The organism is Nocardia ignorata NBRC 108230 (genome assembly GCF_001612905.1).
Lineage (GTDB): Bacteria > Actinomycetota > Actinomycetes > Mycobacteriales > Mycobacteriaceae > Nocardia > Nocardia ignorata.
Map to the genome: position 1 here is coordinate 1 of NZ_BDBI01000056.1, position 23,068 is coordinate 23,068.

General features: G+C 66.4%; 22 protein-coding genes and 1 pseudogene. 16 read left to right on the top strand and 7 right to left on the bottom strand.

Going from position 1 to position 23,068, the window contains the following annotated elements:
* A partial coding sequence (locus tag NI2_RS31900; RefSeq protein ID WP_157104707.1) for a tyrosine-type recombinase/integrase occupies positions 1-1,024 on the top strand: 1,024 nt, incomplete at its 5' end.
* A 417-nt stretch (positions 1,025-1,441) separates the two neighbouring features.
* Here the strand turns inward: NI2_RS31900 and NI2_RS31905 are convergent.
* Positions 1,442-2,713 (bottom strand): lipase family protein, encoded by a 1,272-nt coding sequence (locus NI2_RS31905; RefSeq protein WP_067498852.1) that lies wholly within the window; start codon positions 2,711-2,713, stop codon positions 1,442-1,444.
* A 311-nt stretch (positions 2,714-3,024) separates the two neighbouring features.
* Positions 3,025-3,918 carry an MBL fold metallo-hydrolase gene (locus NI2_RS31910; protein ID WP_067498854.1) on the bottom strand — a complete coding sequence of 298 codons (894 nt, stop codon included), beginning with the start codon at positions 3,916-3,918 and terminating at the stop codon, positions 3,025-3,027.
* A gap of 186 nt (positions 3,919-4,104) precedes the next feature.
* Here NI2_RS31910 and NI2_RS31915 point away from each other — a divergent pair, with 186 nt between their 5' ends.
* The 4 genes from NI2_RS31915 to NI2_RS31930 all read left to right on the top strand — a co-directional run bounded on the left by NI2_RS31915 (position 4,105) and on the right by NI2_RS31930 (position 8,403).
* The gene (locus NI2_RS31915; protein ID WP_067498856.1) at positions 4,105-4,746 is read left to right on the top strand and encodes a TetR/AcrR family transcriptional regulator; all 642 of its coding nucleotides are present in this window, start codon (positions 4,105-4,107) and stop codon (positions 4,744-4,746) included.
* Entirely contained in the window at positions 4,746-6,416 is a 1,671-nt protein-coding gene (locus tag NI2_RS31920; RefSeq protein ID WP_067498858.1) for an FAD-binding dehydrogenase, read from the top strand. The genes NI2_RS31915 and NI2_RS31920 overlap by 1 nt, the downstream gene beginning before the upstream one ends.
* Positions 6,417-6,629: 213 nt before the next feature.
* The gene (locus NI2_RS31925; protein ID WP_067498862.1) at positions 6,630-7,382 is read left to right on the top strand and encodes a PucR family transcriptional regulator; all 753 of its coding nucleotides are present in this window, start codon (positions 6,630-6,632) and stop codon (positions 7,380-7,382) included.
* Positions 7,383-7,593: 211 nt separating this feature from the next.
* Positions 7,594-8,403, top strand: coding sequence for an alpha/beta fold hydrolase (locus tag NI2_RS31930; protein WP_067498864.1), 810 nt, complete (start codon positions 7,594-7,596; stop codon positions 8,401-8,403).
* Positions 8,404-8,853: 450 nt separating this feature from the next.
* On the opposite strand, the pseudogene NI2_RS31935 reads toward NI2_RS31930, so the two are convergent.
* The 3 genes and pseudogenes from NI2_RS31935 to NI2_RS31945 all read right to left on the bottom strand — a co-directional run bounded on the left by NI2_RS31935 (position 8,854) and on the right by NI2_RS31945 (position 11,454).
* Positions 8,854-9,284: pseudogene (locus NI2_RS31935) on the bottom strand (HIT family protein).
* 320 nt (positions 9,285-9,604) lie between these two features.
* Positions 9,605-10,243, bottom strand: coding sequence for a response regulator (locus NI2_RS31940; protein WP_067498866.1), 639 nt, complete (start codon positions 10,241-10,243; stop codon positions 9,605-9,607).
* Complete coding sequence (locus NI2_RS31945; RefSeq protein WP_067498868.1) at positions 10,240-11,454, bottom strand: sensor histidine kinase; 1,215 nt, start codon at positions 11,452-11,454, stop codon at positions 10,240-10,242. Before NI2_RS31945 ends, NI2_RS31940 begins: the two co-directional genes overlap by 4 nt.
* Before the next feature lie 200 nt (positions 11,455-11,654).
* Here NI2_RS31945 and NI2_RS31950 point away from each other — a divergent pair, with 200 nt between their 5' ends.
* On the top strand, positions 11,655-12,722 hold the full coding sequence (locus NI2_RS31950) for an ABC transporter permease (protein ID WP_243750159.1): 1,068 nt from the start codon (positions 11,655-11,657) through the stop codon (positions 12,720-12,722).
* A complete protein-coding gene (locus NI2_RS31955) occupies positions 12,719-13,456 on the top strand; it encodes an ABC transporter ATP-binding protein (protein ID WP_067498873.1) in 738 nt (245 codons plus the stop codon). The genes NI2_RS31950 and NI2_RS31955 overlap by 4 nt, the downstream gene beginning before the upstream one ends.
* A 220-nt stretch (positions 13,457-13,676) precedes the next feature.
* On the opposite strand, the gene NI2_RS31960 is transcribed toward NI2_RS31955, so the two are convergent.
* A complete protein-coding gene (locus tag NI2_RS31960) occupies positions 13,677-14,489 on the bottom strand; it encodes a hypothetical protein (RefSeq protein ID WP_067498875.1) in 813 nt (270 codons plus the stop codon).
* Between the two features lie 292 nt (positions 14,490-14,781).
* Here NI2_RS31960 and NI2_RS31970 point away from each other — a divergent pair, with 292 nt between their 5' ends.
* The 3 genes from NI2_RS31970 to NI2_RS31980 all read left to right on the top strand — a co-directional run bounded on the left by NI2_RS31970 (position 14,782) and on the right by NI2_RS31980 (position 17,653).
* The gene (locus NI2_RS31970; RefSeq protein WP_067498880.1) at positions 14,782-15,033 is read left to right on the top strand and encodes a hypothetical protein; all 252 of its coding nucleotides are present in this window, start codon (positions 14,782-14,784) and stop codon (positions 15,031-15,033) included.
* 82 nt (positions 15,034-15,115) lie between these two features.
* Positions 15,116-16,921, top strand: a complete 1,806-nt coding sequence (locus NI2_RS31975; protein WP_067498882.1) for a ParB/RepB/Spo0J family partition protein — start codon at positions 15,116-15,118, stop codon at positions 16,919-16,921.
* A 144-nt stretch (positions 16,922-17,065) separates the two neighbouring features.
* Complete coding sequence (locus NI2_RS31980; RefSeq protein WP_067498883.1) at positions 17,066-17,653, top strand: DUF4192 family protein; 588 nt, start codon at positions 17,066-17,068, stop codon at positions 17,651-17,653.
* Between the two features lie 100 nt (positions 17,654-17,753).
* On the opposite strand, the gene NI2_RS34275 is transcribed toward NI2_RS31980, so the two are convergent.
* Positions 17,754-17,930, bottom strand: coding sequence for a hypothetical protein (locus tag NI2_RS34275; RefSeq protein ID WP_157104708.1), 177 nt, complete (start codon positions 17,928-17,930; stop codon positions 17,754-17,756).
* Between the two features lie 155 nt (positions 17,931-18,085).
* Between NI2_RS34275 and NI2_RS31985 the strand changes: the two genes are divergently transcribed.
* The 6 genes from NI2_RS31985 to NI2_RS32015 form a co-directional block, all read left to right on the top strand.
* A complete protein-coding gene (locus tag NI2_RS31985) occupies positions 18,086-18,484 on the top strand; it encodes a hypothetical protein (protein WP_133734306.1) in 399 nt (132 codons plus the stop codon).
* The gene (locus tag NI2_RS31990) at positions 18,465-18,893 is read left to right on the top strand and encodes a hypothetical protein (RefSeq protein ID WP_133734305.1); all 429 of its coding nucleotides are present in this window, start codon (positions 18,465-18,467) and stop codon (positions 18,891-18,893) included. Before NI2_RS31985 ends, NI2_RS31990 begins: the two co-directional genes overlap by 20 nt.
* 166 nt (positions 18,894-19,059) lie before the next feature.
* The gene (locus NI2_RS31995; RefSeq protein ID WP_067498889.1) at positions 19,060-19,371 is read left to right on the top strand and encodes a hypothetical protein; all 312 of its coding nucleotides are present in this window, start codon (positions 19,060-19,062) and stop codon (positions 19,369-19,371) included.
* Positions 19,372-19,443: 72 nt separating this feature from the next.
* Positions 19,444-20,013 carry a single-stranded DNA-binding protein gene (locus NI2_RS32000; protein ID WP_067498892.1) on the top strand — a complete coding sequence of 190 codons (570 nt, stop codon included), beginning with the start codon at positions 19,444-19,446 and terminating at the stop codon, positions 20,011-20,013.
* A gap of 117 nt (positions 20,014-20,130) precedes the next feature.
* Positions 20,131-20,703: a hypothetical protein gene (locus tag NI2_RS32005; protein WP_067498895.1), complete on the top strand. Its 573-nt coding sequence runs from the start codon at positions 20,131-20,133 to the stop codon at positions 20,701-20,703.
* Between the two features lie 1,144 nt (positions 20,704-21,847).
* The coding region (locus NI2_RS32015) for a hypothetical protein (RefSeq protein ID WP_157104710.1) at positions 21,848-23,068 on the top strand (1,221 nt) is incomplete at its 3' end.

The window sequence follows — 23,068 nt, forward strand, 5'->3', positions numbered from 1 at the left end:
GCCGCTGAACGCCACTCGCAACATGCGGGCGCGGATCTGGGCCGCCGGGCCGGCTGAATTGGCCCACAAATCGGGCGTGATCGACCTGACTCAGCTGGAACGAGACTGCTTCTGGGCCTGGGCGGTCATCGAGACGCTCCGGCTGACCGGCGCCCGGATCGAGGAAGTTCTCGAGCTCACCCAGCTCTCGATTCGGCACTACACCCCACCGACTACCGGCACGCTGGTGCCACTGCTGCACATCGCTCCGTCCAAGACCGACATCGAACGCCTCGTCCCGATGAGCCCGGAACTGGTCGCGGTCATGGTCGAGATCCAACGACGAGCAAAGGCCGGTCGGGATCGGATTCCGATGTCGGTGCGCTACGACCATCACGAGAAGGTGCACGGCGAACCACTACCCCACCTGTTCGCGCGGCCTGTCGGTCCCCGCCACGAAGTGTTGTCGACTCACTACGTCCGTACGATCCTGAACACCACCGCCCACGCTGCGGGAATCAGTGACAACGGCACCCCGATCACCTTCACACCACACGACTTCCGGCGCCTGTTCACCACCGAGGCGGTCGGGTCAGGGTTGCCTCTGCACATCGTCGCCTCATTGCTGGGACACCTGGATCTCGACACCACCCGCGGCTACACCGCAGTGTTCCCCGAAACTGTTATCGCTCACCATCAGCAGTTCATCGCCCACCGCCGCGCCCTTCGCGAATCGATCGAGTACCGCGACGCGACCGCTGCGGAGTGGGGTGAGTTCGAGCAGCATTTCCTGCTGCGGCGGGTCGAACTCGGCGATTGTTTCCGGCCGTTCGGCACCCCGTGTATCCACGAGCATGCCTGTGTGCGATGCCCATTCCTGCGATTGGACCCGGCACAGCTACCGCGGCTCGACGACATGGCGACCAACGCCCGGGCGCGGATGAGTCAGGCTCAGGACCGGCAGTGGCTCGGTGAGGTCGACGCCCTGCAACAAACACTGCGCCACATCGACGCCAAGCGCCAGCAAGTCGTCCCACCGAGCTGAGCCTCCGAACACACGCGCACCAGTGGCGTACCGCGAGATCCCCGGAGTGTCCCTGCGGCACCCCCGCTTCCACGGGCTGTGCCCCGACTGTCGCCCACCGAGATCATGGTCCTACGCAGTTGCTGTCGACTATCGGAGTGCTGTTCAGTGCTGACCTGCGGATTGGGTTGCAGTTGAACGGGACTGGCGATCATCGGCGTGTCCCGTGCTCGTCGGCCGTACCGTATCCGGCGGTCGTGGGGGTGCCCGGCTGCCCGACGAGGTCGAACAGATCATCCGCAAGGTCCTGCGAACCGGGTACTTGAGGTCCCGACTCGTAAACGGGAGCCGGTTTCTTGACGGGCTACTTCACCCCGTCAAGGACGCCGACACGCGAACGGCCGGTGCGACACCGTGCCCAGTCGTCCGGTTACCCGCTCAGCGGGTGCAGGTGTTCGGTGCGGGGACGTCGGTGAGTCGTTGGGTCATCCAGTCCAGACCGCGGGCGATGGCCAGGGGGTAGGTCAGCAAGTGGACGGCGCTGGTTCCGGGCAGGATCGCCGGTACCTCGGCGACACCGTCGAGCTGGACGACGACACCTTTGGCGCACCAGTCGGTAGCGAGCTGCTCAACCGACGGGTGCGGCACGATGTCGTCGGCGGCGTTGGAGACCATCAATACAGGCGCGTTCGGAGCGAGAGCACCGATGTTTTGTTGAGCAAGCAGCTCACGCAGGACCGGATTGCGGGTGATGGCGGACGATATCGTCTCGCCGGTGCGTGTCCAGACGCGTGAGTCGAGCGGTCCGTATCGGGCGATGTTTTCGGCGTAGCACTGGGTTGCTGATTCTTGCAGCCAGGTCTGCCCGGCCGGGCTCAGGATGTTCCGGATCTCGGGTCCGGCCTGCGGATAGTCTGCGGCGAGGCCGTTGAGTGCCCAGGCGATGTATCCCTTGTCGATAGTCGCGTCCAGTGCGCTGAGCAGCCGCAGCGGGTCTGCGGGCGGCGCGCCGGCGAAGGTACCGCGTACGTCCAGTTCGGGGGCGTAGCGCGGTTGTAGTTCGGCGGCGGCTGCGGCGGCGCCACCGCCTTGGGAGTATCCCCAGATCCCAACGGGTGCGGTGGAGGTGAGCGTGGTGGGGGTCAGATTCTTGGCCGCGCGCGCGGCGTCGAGAACCGCGTGTGCGGTGGCTTCACGGTTGAGCCAGTCGTGCACTCCGGGGGTGCCCAGGCCGTGGTAGTCGGTGACTACGACCGCGAACCCGCGGGCGGCGAGCAGTTCGATTGCGGGCATTTCGTAGCCGGCGGTGAGCCCGAGCGGTGGGGTGTAGCCCAGCAGCGGTCCGGCTGTTTTCGATGGCGCGCACGCGTCGCCTTGGCCCTGGGTGCCTACGGCCAGGGTGATCAGCGGCCGCTCGCCGGGCCCGGTCCAGGCAGTGGTGGGATCGAGGAACAAGCCGCTGACTGCGATCGGGTTGCCGTGGGTGTCGTTGCTGCGGTACAGGATCCGGGTCGCGCGACCCGGGAACGCCCCATCGGTGCTGGGAATCGACAGCGCCAACGGCAGTGGTTCGGTGCGAAGCACATCTCCCGGGGCGGTGGCGGTCAGATCGGCGGGCGCGTTGTAGAAGTCTTCCGGGGCGGCGTTCGCCGGTGGTGTCTGGACTCCGCACAGCAAGGCCGCGACGGCCGCGACCGCCCCCGCCGTCATCCTTGCTCGAGTGCGCTCGGCGCCTTCTGGTCCCGGGGCAGGCTGCGCCGACGAGGTATGTGAGCTGCTCGTACTCGAGGGTGGGGCTGTGTGCAGGGAGATCGACATCCGGGGGGCTCCGTCGTTGGGGTGGTGGGCGAATGCGTGGTGGCGTCGAACAGGAGGTCTTGCTGTGCGTCGTTCTGTGAGAGGCAGGCGACGCAGTCCGGGGCTGGGTGACTTCCTGGCTTGCAGGAACTGTCCGGCGTCGCGCCCCTGGGGTCTTTCGTCTGTGGATTCAGTGCACGGTGTACACATTGAGAGGGAAACGATCACCGCAGCGGTGCGAACGGATCGCACCACGTCGTCGCTGGTGCCATGGCGATCTCGACGCCATCTTTCTCGGCGCGATCGCGCAAGAACCGGACGGTGGATCGGAAGTTGTCGAACAGCCGGGGCATCGGTCGCATCGGTTCGGTCAGCGGACGCCAGAATCGGTCCCAGTGCACCGGTATCACGCGGCGGGTTCCGACGGCGACGACGGTTTCGTCCCAGTAGCGCCGGCGAAACGCGCCATCCTGGCGACCCAGTGCGCCGACACCGAGGAAGATCACGTCCGCGTGCAGCCCAGCGAGGCAATCCGGGCGGTAGCCCGCGCTGCCGTGCACGATCACATTTCCGGCCGGGTGGGCGAAGTGCACCGAATACGTTTCGCCCGTGCGGAACTGGCGAGCCCGGGCGGGTGGGGTGAGCGGCCCGGATATCTCCCCCGGGCACCGGTCACCGGGACTGTGTTCGCTGTCTCGGATGGAGATGGTGAAATCGCCGTAGCTACGGGGCTTTTCAGCTCTGGCCAGCCGGTAGCGGCGCAGGTCGAAGTCATGTCCTCGCGCGATCTCGCGGGTGGAGTGCGAGCCGATCATTTCAGCGTCGAGGATGGTGGCGACGGTCGGTGCGTCGAGCGCGTGGTCGTAGTGGGAATGGGTTACCACTATCGACGCCGCTTCGGTCAGGCCGAGCCCGTCGAGGGTGGCCGCGATGGCGGGTCGATCCGGGTGCAGTGCGCCGCCGAGTGCCACCCGGCCCAAGCGTGGCCTGCTGATGAATCCGTCGGTGAGCAGCGTGGTGCGATGATCGCGCAGCACCACGCTGGACGTGCCGAGGAATGCGCACTGCAGCGCGCTCGCTTCTGTGGTCGCGGCGAGCTGCGGAAATTGATCCAGCATCGTGTCTGCTATCCCTGCCGCGTGTCGGTGGGCGGGGGCGGGATCAAGTAGTGAGCGGGCTACTCGCATCTTTCGCCCTGGTGCCACCGCACTGCTCCTGTCGTCGGAATCGGTGATCTGCGTCTCAGTTCAATACAGTAGCGTACTGAGTACGAAACTGAATCCAAATTCGGCTAGGCTCGACCTATGGCCGATGCGACCAATCCGGTGAAGCGCCGACGTGGCGTGACCCGTCAGCGACTCCTCGACGCGGCGCTGGAAGTATTCGCCGAGCGCGGTTTCGGAAACAGCAGCGTCGAGCATGTGTGCGAGCGTGCAGGATTCACGCGAGGAGCCTTCTATTCGAATTTCTCGTCCATGGAGGAACTGTTCCTCGCGATGTGGGAGCAACGTTCGACACAGATGTTGGGCGACGTCGGGGCGCTGCTCTCCCCTGGCGAGCAGCCGCGGCTGGGATCACTGGACGACGTCGTCGAATACGTGTTGGCGATGGTGCCCATCGACGATCGGTGGTACCGGGTCAGCTCCGAGTTCACCGCGCACGCACTGCGCAATCCCTCGCTCAAACGCGTGATAGCCGCGCGTGAAACAGCGATCCTCGACACGCTGATGCCGCTGCTGGACCGATTGCTGGCCCAACTCGGGCTCGAGGTCACCGACCGCGCGGCACTGGGACCGGCTCTGGTCGCAGTACACGACGGAACACAGGTCCAGTGCCTGATCGAAGACGACGCCGAAGCCGCCCGCGCCCGGCGGGCCATGCTGTTCAAAGCTGTCGTGGCGCACTTCACGACCCGCGTTGTGCCACCGAGAGAGGACCTGTCCTGATGAGCGCTACCTTCGAACCCGATGTTGTCGTGGTCGGGGCAGGATTGGCCGGTCTGGTGGCTACCCACGAGCTGACCAAAGCCGGGCGGCGAGTGCTCGTGATCGACCAGGAGAACCGTAAAAACCTTGGCGGACAGGCATTTTGGTCGCTGGGTGGCCTGTTCTTCGTTGACAGTCCCGAGCAGAAGCGTATGGGTATCAAGGACTCTTACGATCTGGCGCTGCAGGACTGGTTGGGATCGGCGGCGTTCGACCGCCTCGACAGCGAGGACCGGTGGCCACGTCGATGGGCGCAGGCCTATGTTCGGTTCGCTACCACCGAAAAGCGGCAGTACCTGCGCGACCTCGGCCTGCGCGTCCTACCGTTCGTCGGCTGGGCCGAACGCGGATCGGGTTCGGCTGCGGGCCACGGCAATTCGGTGCCACGGTTTCACCTCACCTGGGGCACCGGCCCGGAGGTGGTGCGAGTCTTCGCCGAACCTGTCGAGCGCGCCGAGACCGCCGGGTTGGTGCGGTTCGCGTTTCGCCACCGCGTCGACGAGCTGATCATCGAGAACGGCAGCTGCACCGGCGTCCGCGGCAGCGTGCTCGAGGACACCGACCTCGACCGCGGAATCGCGTCGTCGCGCACCACGATCGCCGAGTTCGAACACCGGGCGGCGGCGGTGATCGTCACCTCCGGCGGAATCGGACACAACCACACTCTGATCCGCGAGAATTGGCCGACTGCCCGACTCGGCCCCGCACCACAGCATCTGATCTCCGGCGTGCCCGCGCACGTCGATGGGCGGATGCTCGCCATCAGCGAGCAAGCCGGGGCGAACATCGTCAACCGCGACCGGCTGTGGGCCTACACCGAGGGCATCCACAACTGGGACCCGATCTGGCCCGACCACGCGATTCGGATCATTCCCGGACCGTCGTCGTTGTGGTTCGACGCGGTCGGGCAGCGGATGCCCGCACCCCACTTCCCCGGCTTCGACAGCCTCGCCACGATGAAGCAGATCCTGGCCACCGGCTACGACTACTCCTGGTTCATCCTCACCCAGACCATCATCGAGAAAGAGTTCGCGCTGTCGGGGTCGGAGCAGAATCCCGACATCACCGGCAAGGATCTACGCGCGGTGCTCGCCAGTCGGCTGTCCAAGGGCGCGCCGGGGCCCGTCGAGAAGTTCAAACAGCACGGCGAGGACTTCGTCGTCGCGCCGAGCCTGGCCGAACTCGTCGCCGGGATGAACAAGATCGGGCGCGGGCCACAACTGGATGTCGCCGACATCGAGGCGCAGATCGTGGCGCGCGACCGCGAGCTCGACAACCCGTTCGGCAAAGACATTCAATTGATGGCGATTCACAACGCTCGCCGCTCACGTGGGGATCGCATCACCCGTGTCGCCGCACCGCACCGCATCCTCGATCCCGCGCACGGGCCGCTGATCGCGGTCCGCTTGAACATCTTGACCCGAAAGACATTGGGCGGCTTGGAAACCAACCTGGACAGCCAGGTCATCCGACCCGACGGCACCCCGTTTCCGGGGCTCTACGCCGCGGGCGAGGTCGCGGGCTTCGGCGGCGGCGGAGTCCATGGTTACAACGCCCTGGAGGGGACGTTTCTGGGCGGGTGCATCTTCTCCGGTCGGGCCGCCGGCCTCGCACTCGCCGAGCGATTGTGATGAATCCGGCCAGACTCGACCCACGAACGCGCTGATCGTGCGCGACTACCAATCGGCGGACCGGCCCGACAACAAGATCGCGACGATGTCATCGCCATGTCACACCTGATGCGGAACTACCTCGAAGACGTCCACGGTCGCAGGGCGAGGACATCACCACAGCCATCCAGCCGACGCATGCCGGGAGCTCGGCGTGAACTCGCCCATGCGCTCATGTACGGCGATCCGCTCGATGAGTTGGCGAGCCGGGCCGAACTCGTCGTCCATAACAGATACGATCTCGTGGCCGTGGTCGCCGTCAGCGACACCTGCCGGAGTCAGCGAGTCGAAGCGTCGGCGCAATGGTCGGCGCGTTTGGTGTGCTACTTGGACAACGACCCGCTCGGGCACGGCGCGCTACACGTGTTCGATGCCGACGGGGGACTGGTCCTGCTACCGGCACCGGATCACGCGACCAACCGCGCACGGTACACCGACATCGCGCACGGACTGTGCGATCACTTCGACCAGCCGATTGCCCTCGTCGAGTTGCATGATGTTGCACGTGGCGATCTACGTGACGCACAGCAAATGATCCACGAGCTGTGCCGCGTTGTCACGTATCTGCGTAAGCCTCCCGGCGCCTACACACTCGACGATCTCGCGCTCGACTACCAACTCACCCGTCCGAGCCCAGCGCGATGCCGACTCGCGTCGATACTGGCGCCACTTCGCGATCACGGATATCTCATGGAGACGCTGCAGGCGTATTTGCTATTCGGGACCGACCGCAAACGAGTTGCCGAGTCGTTGACGCTGCATCCCAACAGCGTTAGCTATCGGTTGCGGCGCATCACCGAGATCACCGGGCTCAATCCCGGCGAACCGGCGGATTCGCGGAAGCTGGCGGCAGCGTGGATTGCTTCTGAATGGCAAGTCTCTGAGCTGGAGGCGCAGCGGGCGCGCCCAGCGGTAGAGCACGAATGAGCAGACTATCCGTCCAGAACCGTGGCGTCGTGGTCGTGGACGCAGCGCAGTCGCAGGTCGGTAGCTTGTGAGCGGTGTTCGCCCACGTCGACAAACAACAGAAGCGGGCGAAAAGATGACTCCGACACCGATAACCGAGGGCGGCTCGCCGCACGCGAAAACCCGCAGATCGACGCCGCCACGTTCACGCCGACGTGCACAGATAGGCACGATGCTCGACGTCGGCACCAACACGATCCACGTCCGCGAGGACGGCCCCGCGCACGGCACGCCGCTGCTTCTCGTCCACGGCTTCGACGCGTCGATGCACTGGTTCGACAAGCTCACCCCACTACTGACCGATCGTTATCGGGTCATCCGCGTCGACCTCGTGGGTTACGGCTGCACCGGCGGCGACCGAGCTCCGGACGGACCGGCTCAGGGCTCCGTCGTGGCGGCGGTCCTCGATCGGCTCGACGTCACCGACGTGACAGCGCTCGGGCACTCCTTCGGCTGCGATGTCGTGCTGTCGGTGGCCGAGCAGGGCCCCCGCGTATCTCGAATCGTGCTGGTCGGGCAGGCTCCCGACTACAGCTACGCGAATTTCCCCGTGGGGCAAGCACTGCTCACGCTGCCATTGGTCGGCGACGTGATGCACAGACTGGCGTGGCCTGCGGCGACCGAGTATTTCGGTCGTATCGCGTTCGCTCCCGGGTTCGTCATCGATGCTGGGCTCGATGCGAACCGAATGTTCAACGACCATCGGGCGATGGCAGCGGCCGCTGCCCATACGGTCCTCGTCGAACGCAAGAAACGGTTGGCGCACCGACCGCTCGACGTCCAAGTGCGCGACATCGGTCTGCCCACCTTGGCCGTACACGGCCGGTCGGACCAGATGTATGACTGCGCTACCACGCTCGCGCGCTACGCGGCGGCCGGCGCCGAGGTCGAGGTGATCGAGGGTGCCGGCCACTCGCCCAATGTCGAACAGCCCGAGCAGCTCGCCCGGGCGATCCGAGCGTTCGTGGAGCGCAATAGCTGATTTGCGCCGGTAGAAGTCTGGCGCTGCTCTGCGCGAATGTCCGTGCCGTGAACCACTCGTCCGTGACGGCGAATTTCAACGTCGTCCACATGCGGAAATTCACTGGATGCGGGGATGTCCGTTCGCTCTCGCGCTGCGCGGTGGACCGCCCTCGCGGTGTCCAAGGCAGCGCCTACGCCGCAGAGATCATTTCGAGGACCCGCCTACCGACTGATCGGCTGTCGCACAGACCTGCGTGTCCTGCGCACCAGGGACAAGCCAGTTGTGGCTACATCGGTGAACCGTGACGTCGTTCATCGGTGAATTCTGAGGTCGGGCGGACCGTCCAAAATGGCGTATCGGCGAAACCTGACGTCGCGGCAGTGCTTGACATCCGGCGTCGACGACAGGTCCGTGCGGCACTACGTGATGCTCATCGGGGGTCGCGTTGGTCGTTCACAGATCAATGCGTCATGTCAATGCGATGCGAAGCCGCTCACCCCAGATATTCACAGTGTCGATGTCGGCGGGGACGCCAGGCTGCCATGGCAGGGTCGGGCTGTCCTTGGCCTTGTCGACGTAGCTGGGGACAACATGCAGGTGAAAGTGGAAACCGTCTGCCAGGCATCGGCACCACAGCAGTTGAGTAGGTTCACCCCATCGGCACCGAGTTCTTTGATAGCTACCTTCGCGATCCGCTGCGCGGCAAGGGTCACGGCGGCCAGATCTTCGGTGGGGATGTCGAGGAGATCCCTGCTGTGCCGCTTCGGAACTACCAACAGGTGGCCATCCGAAGCTGGGTGAATGTCCATGAACGCGAAGGTTGTTTCGTCTTCGGCTACCTTCACACCTGGGAGGTCGCCGGCCACGATGCCGCAGAACAGGCACTGATCGCTCGTGATCACCGAGGCCAGCGACTTCGTGGACCGGCCGCGACCGGATTATCGCGCTCACAGCGCAGGGCAGCCGACCCAGCTCTGGGGTGTACCTCGCGGAATCGGCGTAAGTGGAGCCATTGACGCGCTGAGCGAGCGAGACATGCGCCTAGGTGGCGTCAGATTTCGCCGATGCCGACGGATCTCAACGCTCCTAGAGGACGTCAGGTTTCGCCGATAGACGACGTCCGAATTCACCGCCCTAACCACACAGCCAATCGTCACGGGACGCTGGAACGGCTCGATACTCGGCGCTTCGGGGCTTCGAGCGCTCGCACGCCCTCGGATCAGCGGCGTATGAGGCCGAGTGTGGTGGCGGTGGCGACGGCGGCGGTGCGCGAGTCGACATCGAGCTTTGTATAGATACGGGCCAAGTGGGATTTGACTGTGCCTTCGGTCAGGTGGAGCCGGTCGCCGATGGCATGGTTGGACAGGCCGTCGGCGACGAGGGTGAGGACTTCGGTCTCGCGCCGGGTCAGGGCAGTTCCCGGTGTGCGCAGCCGGTTCATCAGCCGGTCGGCGACGGCCGGTGCGAGGGTGGTGCGGCCGGTGGCGGCTGTGCGGACGGCGGCGGCCAGGTCCTCCGGTGGGGCGTCTTTGAGGAGGTAGCCGGTCGCGCCGGCCTCGATGGCGGGGAGGGTGTCGGCGTCGGTGTCGTAGGTGGTGACGATCAGTACACGAGGTGCGCCGGGGCGGGCGGAGATGACGGCGGTGGCCTCGGCGCCGTTCATGCCCTTGCCGAACTGAAGGTCCATGAGGACGACGTCTATGTCGCCTTGCGCGGCCCGGATGACGGCGTCCTCGGCGGTGGCGGCTTCGGCCACCACGGTGATGCCGTCTTCGGTTTCCAGTACGGCGCGCAGCCCTGCCCGCACGACGGGATGGTCGTCGGCCAGGAGCAGGCGGATGGGGTGGCTGTCGGTCATGGGCGCGCCTTGGTCTCGGAAGGGGGGCTCAGGGGGAGCTGGACGGCCAGGGCGGTGCCGTGTCCAGGGGTGGATTCGACGGTCAGTGTGCCGCCGAGGGCGTGCGCCCGGGCGCGCATGGCGGCCAGCCCGAACCCGCCTGTCGTCGGGTCGGGGGCGGGAACCTGGTGGGGGTCGAAGCCACCTCCGTCGTCGACGATGTCCACGGCGACGCGGTCGTCGAGGTAGCTCAAGGTGACATCGGCGGTTGTGGCTTCGGCGTGGCGGACGGTGTTGGCCAGCGCCGATTGGGCGACCCGCAGCAGCGCGACCTCGTGCGCGGTGGCAAGTGGAACGGGCTCGCCGGTGAGGTGGAAGCGCACGGTGATGTGGTGGCGGGTGCTGGTTGTGGCGCTCAAGCGCTCCAGGGCATCGGCGAGGGTGGTGCCTTCCAGTGCGGGCGGTGCGAGCGCGGCGACGAAACGACGGGCCTCGGCGAGGTTGTCCACGGCAGCCTGCCGTGCCTGATCGACGTAGCGGGCGGCGTTCTCCGGTCGCACCGGTAATGCGCGTTCGGCAGCACGCAACAGCAGTTGGATGCTGGACAGTCCCTGAGCGAGGGTGTCGTGGATTTCGCGGGCCAAGCGTTCACGTTCGGCCAGCACCCCGGCGGCGTGCTGTGCTGTGGCCAGATCGGCGCGAGTGGCGGTGAGCTCTTCGATAAGGCGCCTGCGCTGCTCGCTCTCCCGATACAGCGCCTGATATCCCCACACCACCGCGACCGCCACGGCGGCGCCGAGGATCGGTCCGATCGCCATGGTGAGGCTGAACGAATTCTTGTGTACGGCGAAGCCGGTGACGGCCGCCGCGGCGGTGACCGTCACAGCGGCCAGTCCGGCCCGGCGGGACAACAGATGAAGCTGAAGGAAGTACAGCGGGAACGCCAGCCACACCCCCTCGGCGGACAGGGCGAGCAGCACCAGCCAGCAGGCGCCCACCGCGGTCAGCCACACTGCGGCGGCGCGCTGTGAGCGGCGCACGCACGGGAGCACAGGACCGGCCGCGTAGACCACGGCGCACAACGCCGCCGTGATGATGATCAGCCCAGCCTGTGGGCGGTGATCGGCGACGGCCCGGCCGACAGCCAGCGCGAGAAGAGCGACGATCAGCACATGCACGCACCAGGCCAGCGCGCGGGTGGTTGGAGTCAGGGCGGGGGCAGTGGTGTTCACAGTCCTTCCAGCTTATGGAGAAGCCCCCGACCCGGCCTCTACCGAAAGTTACAACCGGCGTGCCGCCTTTCGGTGCGGTAAGTGCTGTCCTCGGCCAGATGCCGAGGCGGGGGTCTGACGGCGAGAGTGGAGTCATCCCGCTACACCCGTCACATTCCATGAAAAGGCAGGCCAGAGCCGTGTTCGTTGCCTGGAGAGATTTGAAATTCGCCAAGGGGCGCTTCGCCCTGATGGGTACCGTCATCGTGTTGATCACCCTGCTGGTCGGGCTGCTCTCCGGGTTGACCGCCGGTCTGGGTCAGCAGAACATCTCCGCGATTACCGGTCTACCCGCGGACAAGATCGCCTTCGCCGCGCCCGGTGAGGGCGCGCAACTGTCGTACGCCAACTCCACCGTCACCGAAAAGCAGTGGCAGCAGTGGGCCGACACACCCGGCGTGAACAGTGCCGAACCACTCGGCATCACCACCACCAAGGCGAGCGCCGGTAACAAGAGCACAGGGGTCTCGGCCTTCGGCGTGCAGCCAGGTTCCGCGCTCGCCCCCGAGTCCAACAAGCTCGACGACCAGGCGGCGGTCCTATCTATCACCGCCGCCGACGACCTCGGTGTGACAACGGGTGACACCTTCACCCTGGCCGGACAGAAGATGACCGTCGCCGCGGTGAGCGGGGACGCCTTCTTCAGCCACACCCCGGTCATCTGGACCACTCTCGGCATCTGGCGCAGCACCGCGCCCCCCGCAGGCCATACCGACGGGCCGACCGCCACCGTCATCGCTTTGAACACCACCTCCGGCGCCGACCTCGGTGCCGCCGATGAGGCCGCCGGAACCGAAACGGTTTCCAGGGACGACTCCCTGTCCGCGATCGGCTCCTATACCTCCGAAAACGGCTCCCTGCAGCTCATGCGGGGGTTGCTCTTCGCCATCTCCGCCCTTGTCATCGGCGCCTTCTTCACCGTCTGGACCATCCAGCGCAGCGGCGATGTCGCCGTCCTCAAAGCGCTGGGCGCCTCCACCGCCGATCTACTCGAAGACGCCCTCGGCCAAGCCGTTGTCCTGCTGACCGGCGGCACCCTGATCGGCACCGGCATCGCCGCTGCACTGGGCGCACTCGTGGCCGGCTCGACCGTGCCGTTCGTGCTCACCCCTGCCACCGTCCTGATCCCGGCCGCCGTGATGATCGCGCTCGGCGCACTCGGCGCCGCCCTTTCCATCCTCCGCATCACCTCCGTCGACCCACTGACCGCCTTGGGGAGCGCCCGATGAGCCTGAACCTGACCGACATCACCCTCACCTACCCCGACGGCGAAAACCGCCTCACCGCCCTGGACCAGGTCACCCTCGAGGTGCCCAACGGCACCTTGACCGCAGTCGCCGGCCCCTCCGGCTCCGGCAAGTCCAGTCTCCTCGCGGTTGCCGCCACCCTCATCACCCCCGATGCAGGCACCGTAACCATCGATGGTCAGACAACCACCGGCATGACCCGCGCAGAACTCACCGAACTGCGCCGCCACAAGATCGGCATCGTCTTCCAGCAGCCCAATCTGCTCGCCTCCCTCACCGCCGCCGAACAGCTCCAGGTCATGGCCACAATCGACGGCCGCAAACCGCGCACCGCCAAATACCAGGCCATAGAGTTGCTCGACGCGGTCGGTCTGGCCGACTACGCCGATCGGCGGCCTCATCAGCTGTCCGGCGGACAGCGCCAGCGTGTCAACATCGCCCGCGCCCTCATGAACAACCCCACTGTTCTCTTGGTCGACGAGCCCACCAGCGCCCTCGACCACGAACGCGGTGCCGCTGTGATCGAGCTGATCACCCGCCTCACCCACCAGCAGGCCACCGCTACCGTCCTGGTCACCCACGACCGCTCACACCTGGCCGTCGTCGACCAGATCGCCGAAGTCCACGACGGCCGTCTACATCTGCCTGCTTCTCCCGCTCGGCGCAACCTTCAGCCGTACCCGGCCCGACCCGAGCCGACCAGGCGAATCTCGTAAACCCAGTCCAACCCAACCCGGCACGCGAGCGAAGTCTGCTGATATCGCTGAGCGAGTTGCCCATAGTGACAGTCCCCTTCGCTACGAGGTGACGTTGCGATTCGCCGGACCCATTCCCGCGTCGTGATATCCCCGCACTACCGGCAACCGGGGCGTTGAGAGGCGCGATCTGAATACGAACAAAGCGATCAGACCTCCGGCCGTGCTCGCATGAGATCGGTCAGCCCAGGCGGCCCAACCGCCTGGTCACCGCCGCGCCAGAAGCTGGCAGCCGGATCATCACCGCTTCTCCACCGACGGCGACATCGTCGACCAGTTCGGGCTGTTCGGTGCAGTAGCGCGCGACATGTCTGGCCAACCGGAGAAACTCGGCGTCGGAGCCGTCGAACGATCTGAACTGACCGACGGGCACCTCAGGCCTGATCAGAGTTCCCTGCTGCGTCATGGTCTCGCAGGCGAAGTTCGACCGGGACGACACCGAGACCCGGGTGGCACGCCCGGTGGAGTCGAAGAAGTACGTCCACGCGGTGGTCGGGGCGAGCTGTTCCTGCCCGACCTGCTCAGCCAATCGACGCCACCGCTTGGGCAGTATCCGCTCGGCCTCGGCGATCACCGCGGCCACCGATCGATTCGGGTCGGCGGTGATCGCGGCCAGCCACGGCTCGACGATATCCGCGAGGCCGGTGCCGGCGACGATGAACTTTGCGCCTGCTGGTGCCCGCCACTTGGTGGAGTGCGCCCCGAGGGGCGAGTTGGTCGCGAATGTGTCCATAACAACGGTGATCTCGTCATGGGTGAACATCGAAATCAGCAAGGTCACGACCGGCAGGTTAGTCAGGCCCACCGACAGCATCGTGCGCGAAGGCGCGGTCTGCTGGTCATGATCGCGCAGTGACCGCATCGCGGCGACCGGTGAAGGGTGTTGGGCGTTCTTCTTGCCCTTGGGGATGACCAGCCGGACGGCGACGTCGCGCAGGCTGTGGTTTGCCTGGCGCTGATACGGCGCCACGGAGAGCATGGCTTCCTCGACCACTGTGTCCCCGCCGATGTGGCTTAACTGGCCACTCGAGTTGCCAAGTTCAGAGAAGGATCCCGTCGTGCTTGAGCTCGAACGCCCACCGGTCCCCATCGACTGGCAACGCACCCGCGGCGGCCAGCATCGGCGCGTACCGCGGTAACCCACTCACCGGCTCCTCGCCATCACCACACCCCTTCCACACAACCCGACACCAGCAAACATCCAGCGTAACCCCGAACAGGGTGGTCGTCGGCCACCGCGCCGCGCACACCACCCGATCACCACCTCGACCGAACAGGAGCCCCGAATGAGCACAACCCCACCCGCGATCGACGTGCCCCCCGTGGAATCGATCTCACGGACCGAGTTCGCCGGACGCGAGCACCTCGGCACCGCCGGACCCGTCACCGCACTCCCCGACAACCCGGTCATCGAGTCCTGGCGTGAGCGGCCCCGCCGGGGTTGGCGGGGCCGGTACTGGACCTACCGCCCCGACCAGACCGGGGCATTGCGGCTACATCCGCTCAACGTCGCCCGCCGCACCCGCACCACCCGCTGACCCCCGTTCACCTTTCACGGCGCGCTCCCCTGGCATCAGCTGGTGGTCGCGCCGCTGTCGTCTTCTACCGCAAGGAGTTTCCGTGTCCACGACCACCATCGACCCCGACACTTCGGCTGACCTGGAGCACGATCCCACGCCGGGCACCGACCAACCCGTCGCCGTGCTCGCGCCGCTGCCCGCGGCCGCCGAGGCGGTGAGCATGGACCCGGCTGATCTGGTGATCGGCCACAACGTGCGTCCCGAAGACCAGATCGATCTCGGCGCCCACCCGAAAGAGGTCGAGTCGATCCGACGGTTCGGGGTGCGCGATCCGATCCTGGCCCAACGCGGCCCCGACGGACACGTCGTAGTCGTCGACGGACAGGTCCGCGCGTTGATCGCCCGAACCCTCGGACTTGCGAAGGTGCCGGTCTACGTCGAGACCACCGACCGGGCGATCGATGATCCGGAACGGTTGATCGATCGGGCGTTGGATCAGATCAATCTCAACGACCGGCGCATCGAGTTGACCGATTCGGCGCGCGCGGCCGGGGTGGCCTACATGCTCGACCTCGGTGCCACCGCCACCCGCATCGCCGAGGGCCTGCAAACCGACACCGCACAGATCCGCAAGGCCGGAAAGATCGGCCGATCGAGCACCGCCCGAAACCTGTTGGACACCAGTCAGTTCAGCCTCGATCAACTCGAGGTGATCGCCGGATACGAACAACTCGGCGACCACGCCGCGGTGGAGAAGCTGTCATCGGTGCGGTCGAACTTCGACTACCACGCCGAGATGATCGCCGCCGACCGTGCCCGACGCCGCGACCGGCTCACCGCGGCCCTGCCCTATGCCGCGGCCGGGCACCCGATCCTGCACGTGGAATCCGTCGAGGTCGACCTCGACACCTACGTTCCTGTCGACGACCTCGTCGACACCAACACCAAACCGGTCACCCCTGAGGCGATCGACGCCGAACCAGGACGGTGGGCGGTGGCGATGGACCTGATCGAGAACGCCGAACTGTTCGACCCCACCACCGGGGAGGTCATCGACCCCGACACCGTCGATTTCGACGCCGACCTCCCCGATACCGAACCCGCCGACGGGCTGCGCAGCGCCGCCGGGCTGGAGTACCGGGACGTGTGGATGCCGAGCTACTACCGGCCCGTCAACCAGCTCGACACCGCCGGGCTGCACCGCCGAGACCCCGACACCAGCGGTGACCGTCCCGAAGACGGCGAGGGTGGCGGTGAGGGCGCTGGTGGTGATCTTGCTCGGGTCGCTGCCGAACAGGCGGCAGCGGAAAGCGCCCGCAAACGTGAGGAGCGGCGCCGGGTGATCGAGTTGAACAAGCGCGGCGCCGCCGCGAAGAAGCGGCGACTGGAATTCCTGGCACGGGTGCTCACGTTGCGGACCCCACCGCCGGGCAGCGCCGAGCTCGTCGCGACCTCACTGGCTCGCGACACCACCCTGCTCGGCGGAACCCGCGCCCGGACACTGGCATTGACTCTGTTCAACGCGAACAACAGCACCGGTCTCACCGACACCGCAGCATCAGCCGTGGCGGGCAGGGCGTGGGTGATCACCCTCGGACTCGTGCTCGCCGCCCACGAATCAACCCTCGACAAGGACTGCTGGCGCCACCACTCCTGGCAGGCCAACACCGTCTCCGCCTACCTGCATTTCCTCGCCGACATCGGTGAACACCTGGCCAGCCGGGGACGTGCCAGCGACCGGAACGAACAGTTCCGGCTCGTCGACGTCGAACTGGCCGCCGCCGGCGATCTCGATTACCGCACCATCCCCCTCGACCAGGACTCCACGACCGTCCCCGCCGTGGACGAGCGCTCGGCCGTCGACCACGACACCCCGGAAGAGGAGCAGCTCGCGCACGCCGCGTGAGGGCAGCGGCGGTCCGAATCCACGGAATCGATTCGGACCGCCCCACCCCCCACGCTTCGACAGAAGCCCATTCACTACCCAACCGGAATGAGGCCCGTGATGTTTACCCGGTTCCGAGATCGTCGGCGTTGCGAGTTCGATTCTGTGGCAACCGATCAGGCATCGCCGGTACGGCAGCTCCGCAGCATTCCCGACGCCCCGAACCCCGACCTGGTCGACGTGGTTCGCTCCCACCTCACTGACGCCGTTGCCCGCGACCGCGACGAGCGCGCTGCCGCACGCTCTCCCGACCGCGTCCTCGATCTGCAACGTGAGCGCACCGTGTGGCTGCTGTTTCAGATCAGCACCGCGCAAGAAGAACCTGTCGGCGCACAGAATCTTGCCTGGGCCGTCGCGCTGCTGCGCGACCGAACCATCCGCGACATCATGTACGGTCTCGCCCGCAGCGAGTACCACGGAGCGGCGGAGGCACTGTGGCTCCAGATCGCGGCGGCGACCCACGGTCACGACCGCGCCGAGGCCGTCACCTTGTTCGCCTACAGCGCCTACCACCACGACCACACCGCGCTCGCCAGGACCGCCCTTGCCACAGCCCTCGATGCCGACCCGACCCACCCCATCGCGGTGCTGTTGGCAACCGCGCTCGACGAGCGCTTGCCACCCCAACAGATCCGGGCACTCGCCGAGGCCGCAGTAGTGATTGCGGCCGACCTCGGAATCGACATCACCTGACCCGCAGCGGTCAGGACCCGGTCGCTCTTCACAACCTTCACCGCATCCGGGCCAGCCCCGAGCACCCGGCGACATCGACAAGGACCAGCCGATGCCCCGACTACACATCGATGACCGATTCCACATCCTGGACGAACATGCGCGCACGATCGTCGTCGCCGACGTGTCCGTCCACGACGCGCACGCCGAACTCGAGGAAATCCTCGCCGATCACAAGAACGCCGATACGAGCATGGAAATACTCGAGTTCTGGGATCGGGCCCGAGTCCAATCCCACTCACCCACTCATGGGCGGGCAGCTTTTACACGTGGTACCGGATCATCCCTGTCGAACCGGGCGATGCCGACGCCAACACCCAACTGCTCGCCGCGGCGCTGCGGCGCCGCTGGCCCGCCGCCGCGTTCACCGTGATGCCGACCGGTGACAGGTCGGTGTCTGTTCGTTGGATCGACGGCCCCTGCAACGCTGCCGTGTACGACTACTGCCTGCACGTCGAAGGTTCGCGCGGCACGTTCGACTCCGCCAGCTACACACGGATCCTCACCCACCGCGCGTGGCAGTCCGTCGCCGGACTGGTCGAGGCCTGGTTGCCGGTCACGGTGCCGCGTACCGACAGCGGCGAGATCGACTGGTTGGCAGCGGAAGCGATCGATCTCGACGGTGCCACATTGGTCGCCGGTCACCGTGTGTGCGGTAAGCCCCAGCTGATCTCGGTCACCCTGGGCGAAATCCTGCGGCACCTACCGGACGCATGCGACCTGACCGATCAGCGCGGTCCGACTATCGCGCCCGCATACACCCTGGAGCCCGATGCCGAACAACTTCGATGACTTGACCACCCGCACCAGGCTCCGCATCGACCTGGTGATCGTCGGCCACGTGCTCATCCGCCACCACATCCCGGCGGGCGCGGTGGTCACCCCGTTTCCCGACATCGATATCCACCACTGCACCGGCACCCCCTACCGGCCTGTCGCGTTGGTCCTGTCCTATCAAGGTCTTTCGGTCCCGGTGGCGAGCCCCGACGAATTGCTGCAAGCATCTGAGGCTTCGCGCACGAAGTTCCACGGCAGTCTCGTGCCGGTCTGGTTTCACCGACCCCGCAGCCGGCTCGTGCTCGCACCCCACCACTGGGCACCGGGCGAGGAGGATTCGGCCCCGATACCCGCTGGTGTTCGCGCGCACCTGCTACAGGCGCCCGACGCCATCACCGAGATCTACCACCCGACCGTCATCTAGCCGTCGCTCATCCCCGGATCCACCTGTATATCCGGCCCACCCTCTCCTCGCCATGTCGGCATCTCTCGCGTTCGACGACAGCCTTTTCAGGCCCTGACTGGAATGAGGTTCGTGATGTTCACCCGTTTGCGAAGTCGTCTGCGGTACGCAGTATCGCTTCTACTTCGTGCGGCGCAAGGCGCCGCTGAGTTCGATTCTGTGGCAACGGATCATGCGCCGCCACTACGGCAGTTCCGGGTTGTTCCCGATGCAGCTCGCGTGGACCCACTGCGACGCCGGACTCGAAGTCAGCTTCGGCGCACCCGGCGACAACCACCTCACCATCCACATCGACAACCCGACCGACCCCACCCTCGCCACGATCGTCGCCCCGACGATCGCCATCCCCCTGACCTACCGCCAAGCCCGTGCCATCGATGCCGGGTTGTCGCGAGCCGGTCGGATCAGTCACAGACTCGGCCGCCTCGCGCAGGACTGAACAACCCACCCGGACCGGCCGACCGCTGACCACCGCGGTGAACACCCCCAACTTTGAACGAAGGAGCACATCATGGCTGGAGAAACGGTCATCACAGTCATCGGGAATCTCACCTCCGATGTCAACCTGACTTTTATCCCCGCAGGTGATGCGGTCGCGCATTTCACCGTCGCCTCGACCTCGCGGGTGTTCGACCGCACCACCAATCAGTGGCGTGACGGGGAAGCGTTGTTCTTGCGCTGCAACATCTGGCGCGAGGCCGCGGAGAACGTGGCCGAGTCGCTGACCAGGGGCGCACGCGTCATCGTCGCCGGGCGGCTCAAGCAACGCAGCTACCAAACCCGCGACGGGGACAAACGCACGGTGTTCGAGCTCGAGGTCGACGAAGTCGGGCCGAGCTTGCGGTTCGCCCGCGCCACCGTCTCACGCACCGGGCGCAGCGCGAACAACGGCAACGGGTTCGGCACCGCCAACACGACCCCAGCGGCCCGCCTGCCCGACTCCGCCACTACCCCGTCCATCCCGAATTCAGCTGGCCCGTGGTCTACCTCCACACCGGCGCGCGCGGCGGGCGGCGAGGAGTGGTCCGAACCAGTCTTGGCCGGTGTGAGCGTGGGCGGGGTGGGGGAGCCACCGATCTGAACGCACCGGCCTGGCCACATCAGCTCACGTCATCTCGGTCTTCGATCGGCGCGTGAAGATTCCAACCACAGTGGGGAGCGTGTGAAAACAATGAGTACGAGAGGTTTTGTCGGATTTGTGGCTGACGGTCGGGAAACCATCGTCGGGACTCGGTGGGACAGCTACCCGGAATGTCTGGGCGTCAGTGTTGTCGAATTCGCGCGGGCGGTGCACGACTGGTCACGGGTGCGAGCATCTGCCGCGGCACTGGTACATCTCGATGACGAGACAGCCGAGGACTTGATCATCGACTCGACACCGGCCTCCGAGGCGGACGTGCACCGGAAGCGGGGCTGGCCCGACTCCTTCCAGCCCTACGACATCAACCAGGTGTGTCCGTCGCAGCTCCTGGCCGACGGCTGTGTTTGGCACCTTCCCAATTGGCCGGGTACCTCGATCTGGTGCCAATGGGGATACTTGTTCGATCTGGACCAGAACGTTCTGGAGATCTACTACGGCGCTCCCATCACCCGTACTGCGCCTGCGGAGGGCCGATTCCACGACCGAATCTCGGAGTGGGAAAACGACCATCCCGTCGAGATCCTCGCCACCTACAGTCTGAGCGAACTGCCCGACAGGGAAAGTTTCGTTCGCACACTCAATGACCTGGCAGATCGCAGAAACCAGCCCGACACAGAACGGGTCGGGTAGTGCCAAGGCCGATTCCGGGATGGCCGCGAACCTGACCCAGCCCGAGACGGTGAGAACCGCGCCGTATTCGAACTCGAAGCCGACACCAGCTTCGGCTTCCCTCCAGCGCAACACCGCCTTGCCCATCAGCTTCACCATATTGGCCGCGGGTCAGGCCGACGCGCGCTAGTGACAAGGTGCCCTCGGCGCCGACGACGATGATCCCGTTCTTGACGCGTTCGACAGAGCGAGTAGCTGATGCTCATCGTTCTGGCCCGGGTCGTTCCCAATGCCGAAGGCGGGCACGAGCATTTCCGGGGGGGGGGGAAGCGCTGGCCCTTCCCCTAACGCCAGATGGCCCACGATCAGCGCCGGAGAATTCGCGTCGAGGTCGATACGCAACTGGTCAGGGGTGTGAATCGTGTCCGGTATGGGACTGGCGAGCCGGGCCGCGGTGTCACTGGTGGCCTCGGACATATCGTCACAGTCGGAGGCTCCTGAATCGCATCGATGGATCGAAATTCTTTTGGCAGGCTCGCCCCCGCTCAGCCGGCCGTGCGCAGCCGCGACACCGGCCCCGGTGGCTGTATCACCATCGAGAGGCCAGGATTCGTTCTCTCGCTCGTCGACTACTACTCAGCGACGGTCACGTACCACCTGACTCGCCGCACGGTCGCCTACCGTTCCTGCGACCGCACCGCACCGTCGGCGATCATCGACGTCCTGCCCCAACGACCGGATCAGCATCACCGGCATCTACCTCTGAGCACCCACCCCACTCTCCCAGCGTCCGGCGCAGACGTTGTCCCGGGACCTTTCAGCTGGCCAGTGGGTGGGTAGGTGGTGGGTCGGGGCACCGTGCTGGGGTGGGCCCAGCCGCTCGAGGGCTACCAGGCCATCGTGCGCCACGCCGTCGGGCCCGCGCCCGGCGGAAACGAATCCCCCGCGCCCGTCCCAGCCCCAGCCGGCGGTCGGGGTTGTGCGCGCGGGGAATTCGCCCCCGCACGCAGATGGCGCGTTCCCGCCGTCGTGTCGCCCGCTGTCCTGGTGAACAGCCCTCGGCTGGGCCCACCCCAGCCCGGCACCCCTATTTCGCGAAAAGCGTGGCAGTTCCAGCGCGCCCAGGTGCCGAACCATCTCGCCGTCCACAGTCAGGAGAACAGCTGTGTCCGTTCACGCACCCACCGTCTCCCCCACGATCACCCTCTCCACATACAGTGTCGAGCCCGGGTTCGACGTGCACGATCTCACTCTGTCTGCTTCCGATATCGTCGGCGCCGAGCCGCCATCCGGCGAACCCGGCACCGAAGCATCGGTGGCGGTGCCGGATACGCGGTCGTTCCTGGATGCGATCTCGGCGATCGAGCTTGCTTTCACCATCGATCGCAAAGCCGCGATCGCGATGTTCCGTCCGGCGCTGGACTTGGCGACCGATGCCGACTGGGACGTCCTGGATTTCATGGTCGAATGCTTCACCCTCTACCCGCGTGAGTCGGCGCTGCTGCGTCTGCGGGCCCGCTGGGCCGCCGGTGACGAAACCGAACGCGAACGGTTGGTGCGGTTGGTCCCCGACACCGACCCCGGCCTGCACTCCCACGACAACCACGCCCTGGCTCAGCTCATCGAGACCCGCGCCAGAACGAACGGCACCACCGTGGCCGAAGAGTTCGCGGCGTTCCAGGTCCAGCTCGCCGCCGCCGAGATGCCCCGCCAATCGATCCGGACCTGGCGCAACCCGCTGCCACGGCTGGCCATGCCCGCCTCCCGCCGCATCGATGCCGCCCGCCTGGACCCCGAGCAGATCCGGGCCCGTGTCCTCGCGCGGGGCAAGCGGCGCCCCGCGGAGCCGGAACCGGTCGAGGTCGCCGCGTATGTGCAGGAGAGCTTGTTCGTCGACACCGAAGTCGTCGAGCAAGCCCGCTTGCGTCAACGGTGGGCTGAGTTGATCGCGCGCGGAGTCACTCTCACCGCCGGTGCGCCGCGAGGGTGGACACCGCGTCGCCCCGGTGAACGGGCGCCCCTGCCCGCTGACTTGGCTGAGGCGATGTGGGATCACCAGTACTGCGTGCACGTCGCCGATCAACGCGACCACGACCGCGCCCTGGCCGGTGAATCGACCAAGTCCCCCGAACACTCCCACGCCTGGGCCGCCGAACGGACCGGGCTGCGCTCCCGCGCCGACCGACGCGAGGGGTTCGTGTTCCAGGGCAACGGTCTCGACGACTTCGCCACCGCCATGACCCCGGTCGCCGGGTGGCGGTGCGTGTCGTGCTTCGTCGAGCGCCCCACCACCGACCAACGACCCGTCCACGCCCGTGATGGCGTGTTGCGTAGCGACGACGGACTGTGTGACTACTGCCGGTGCGAGAACCGTGTCGGGTTGCCC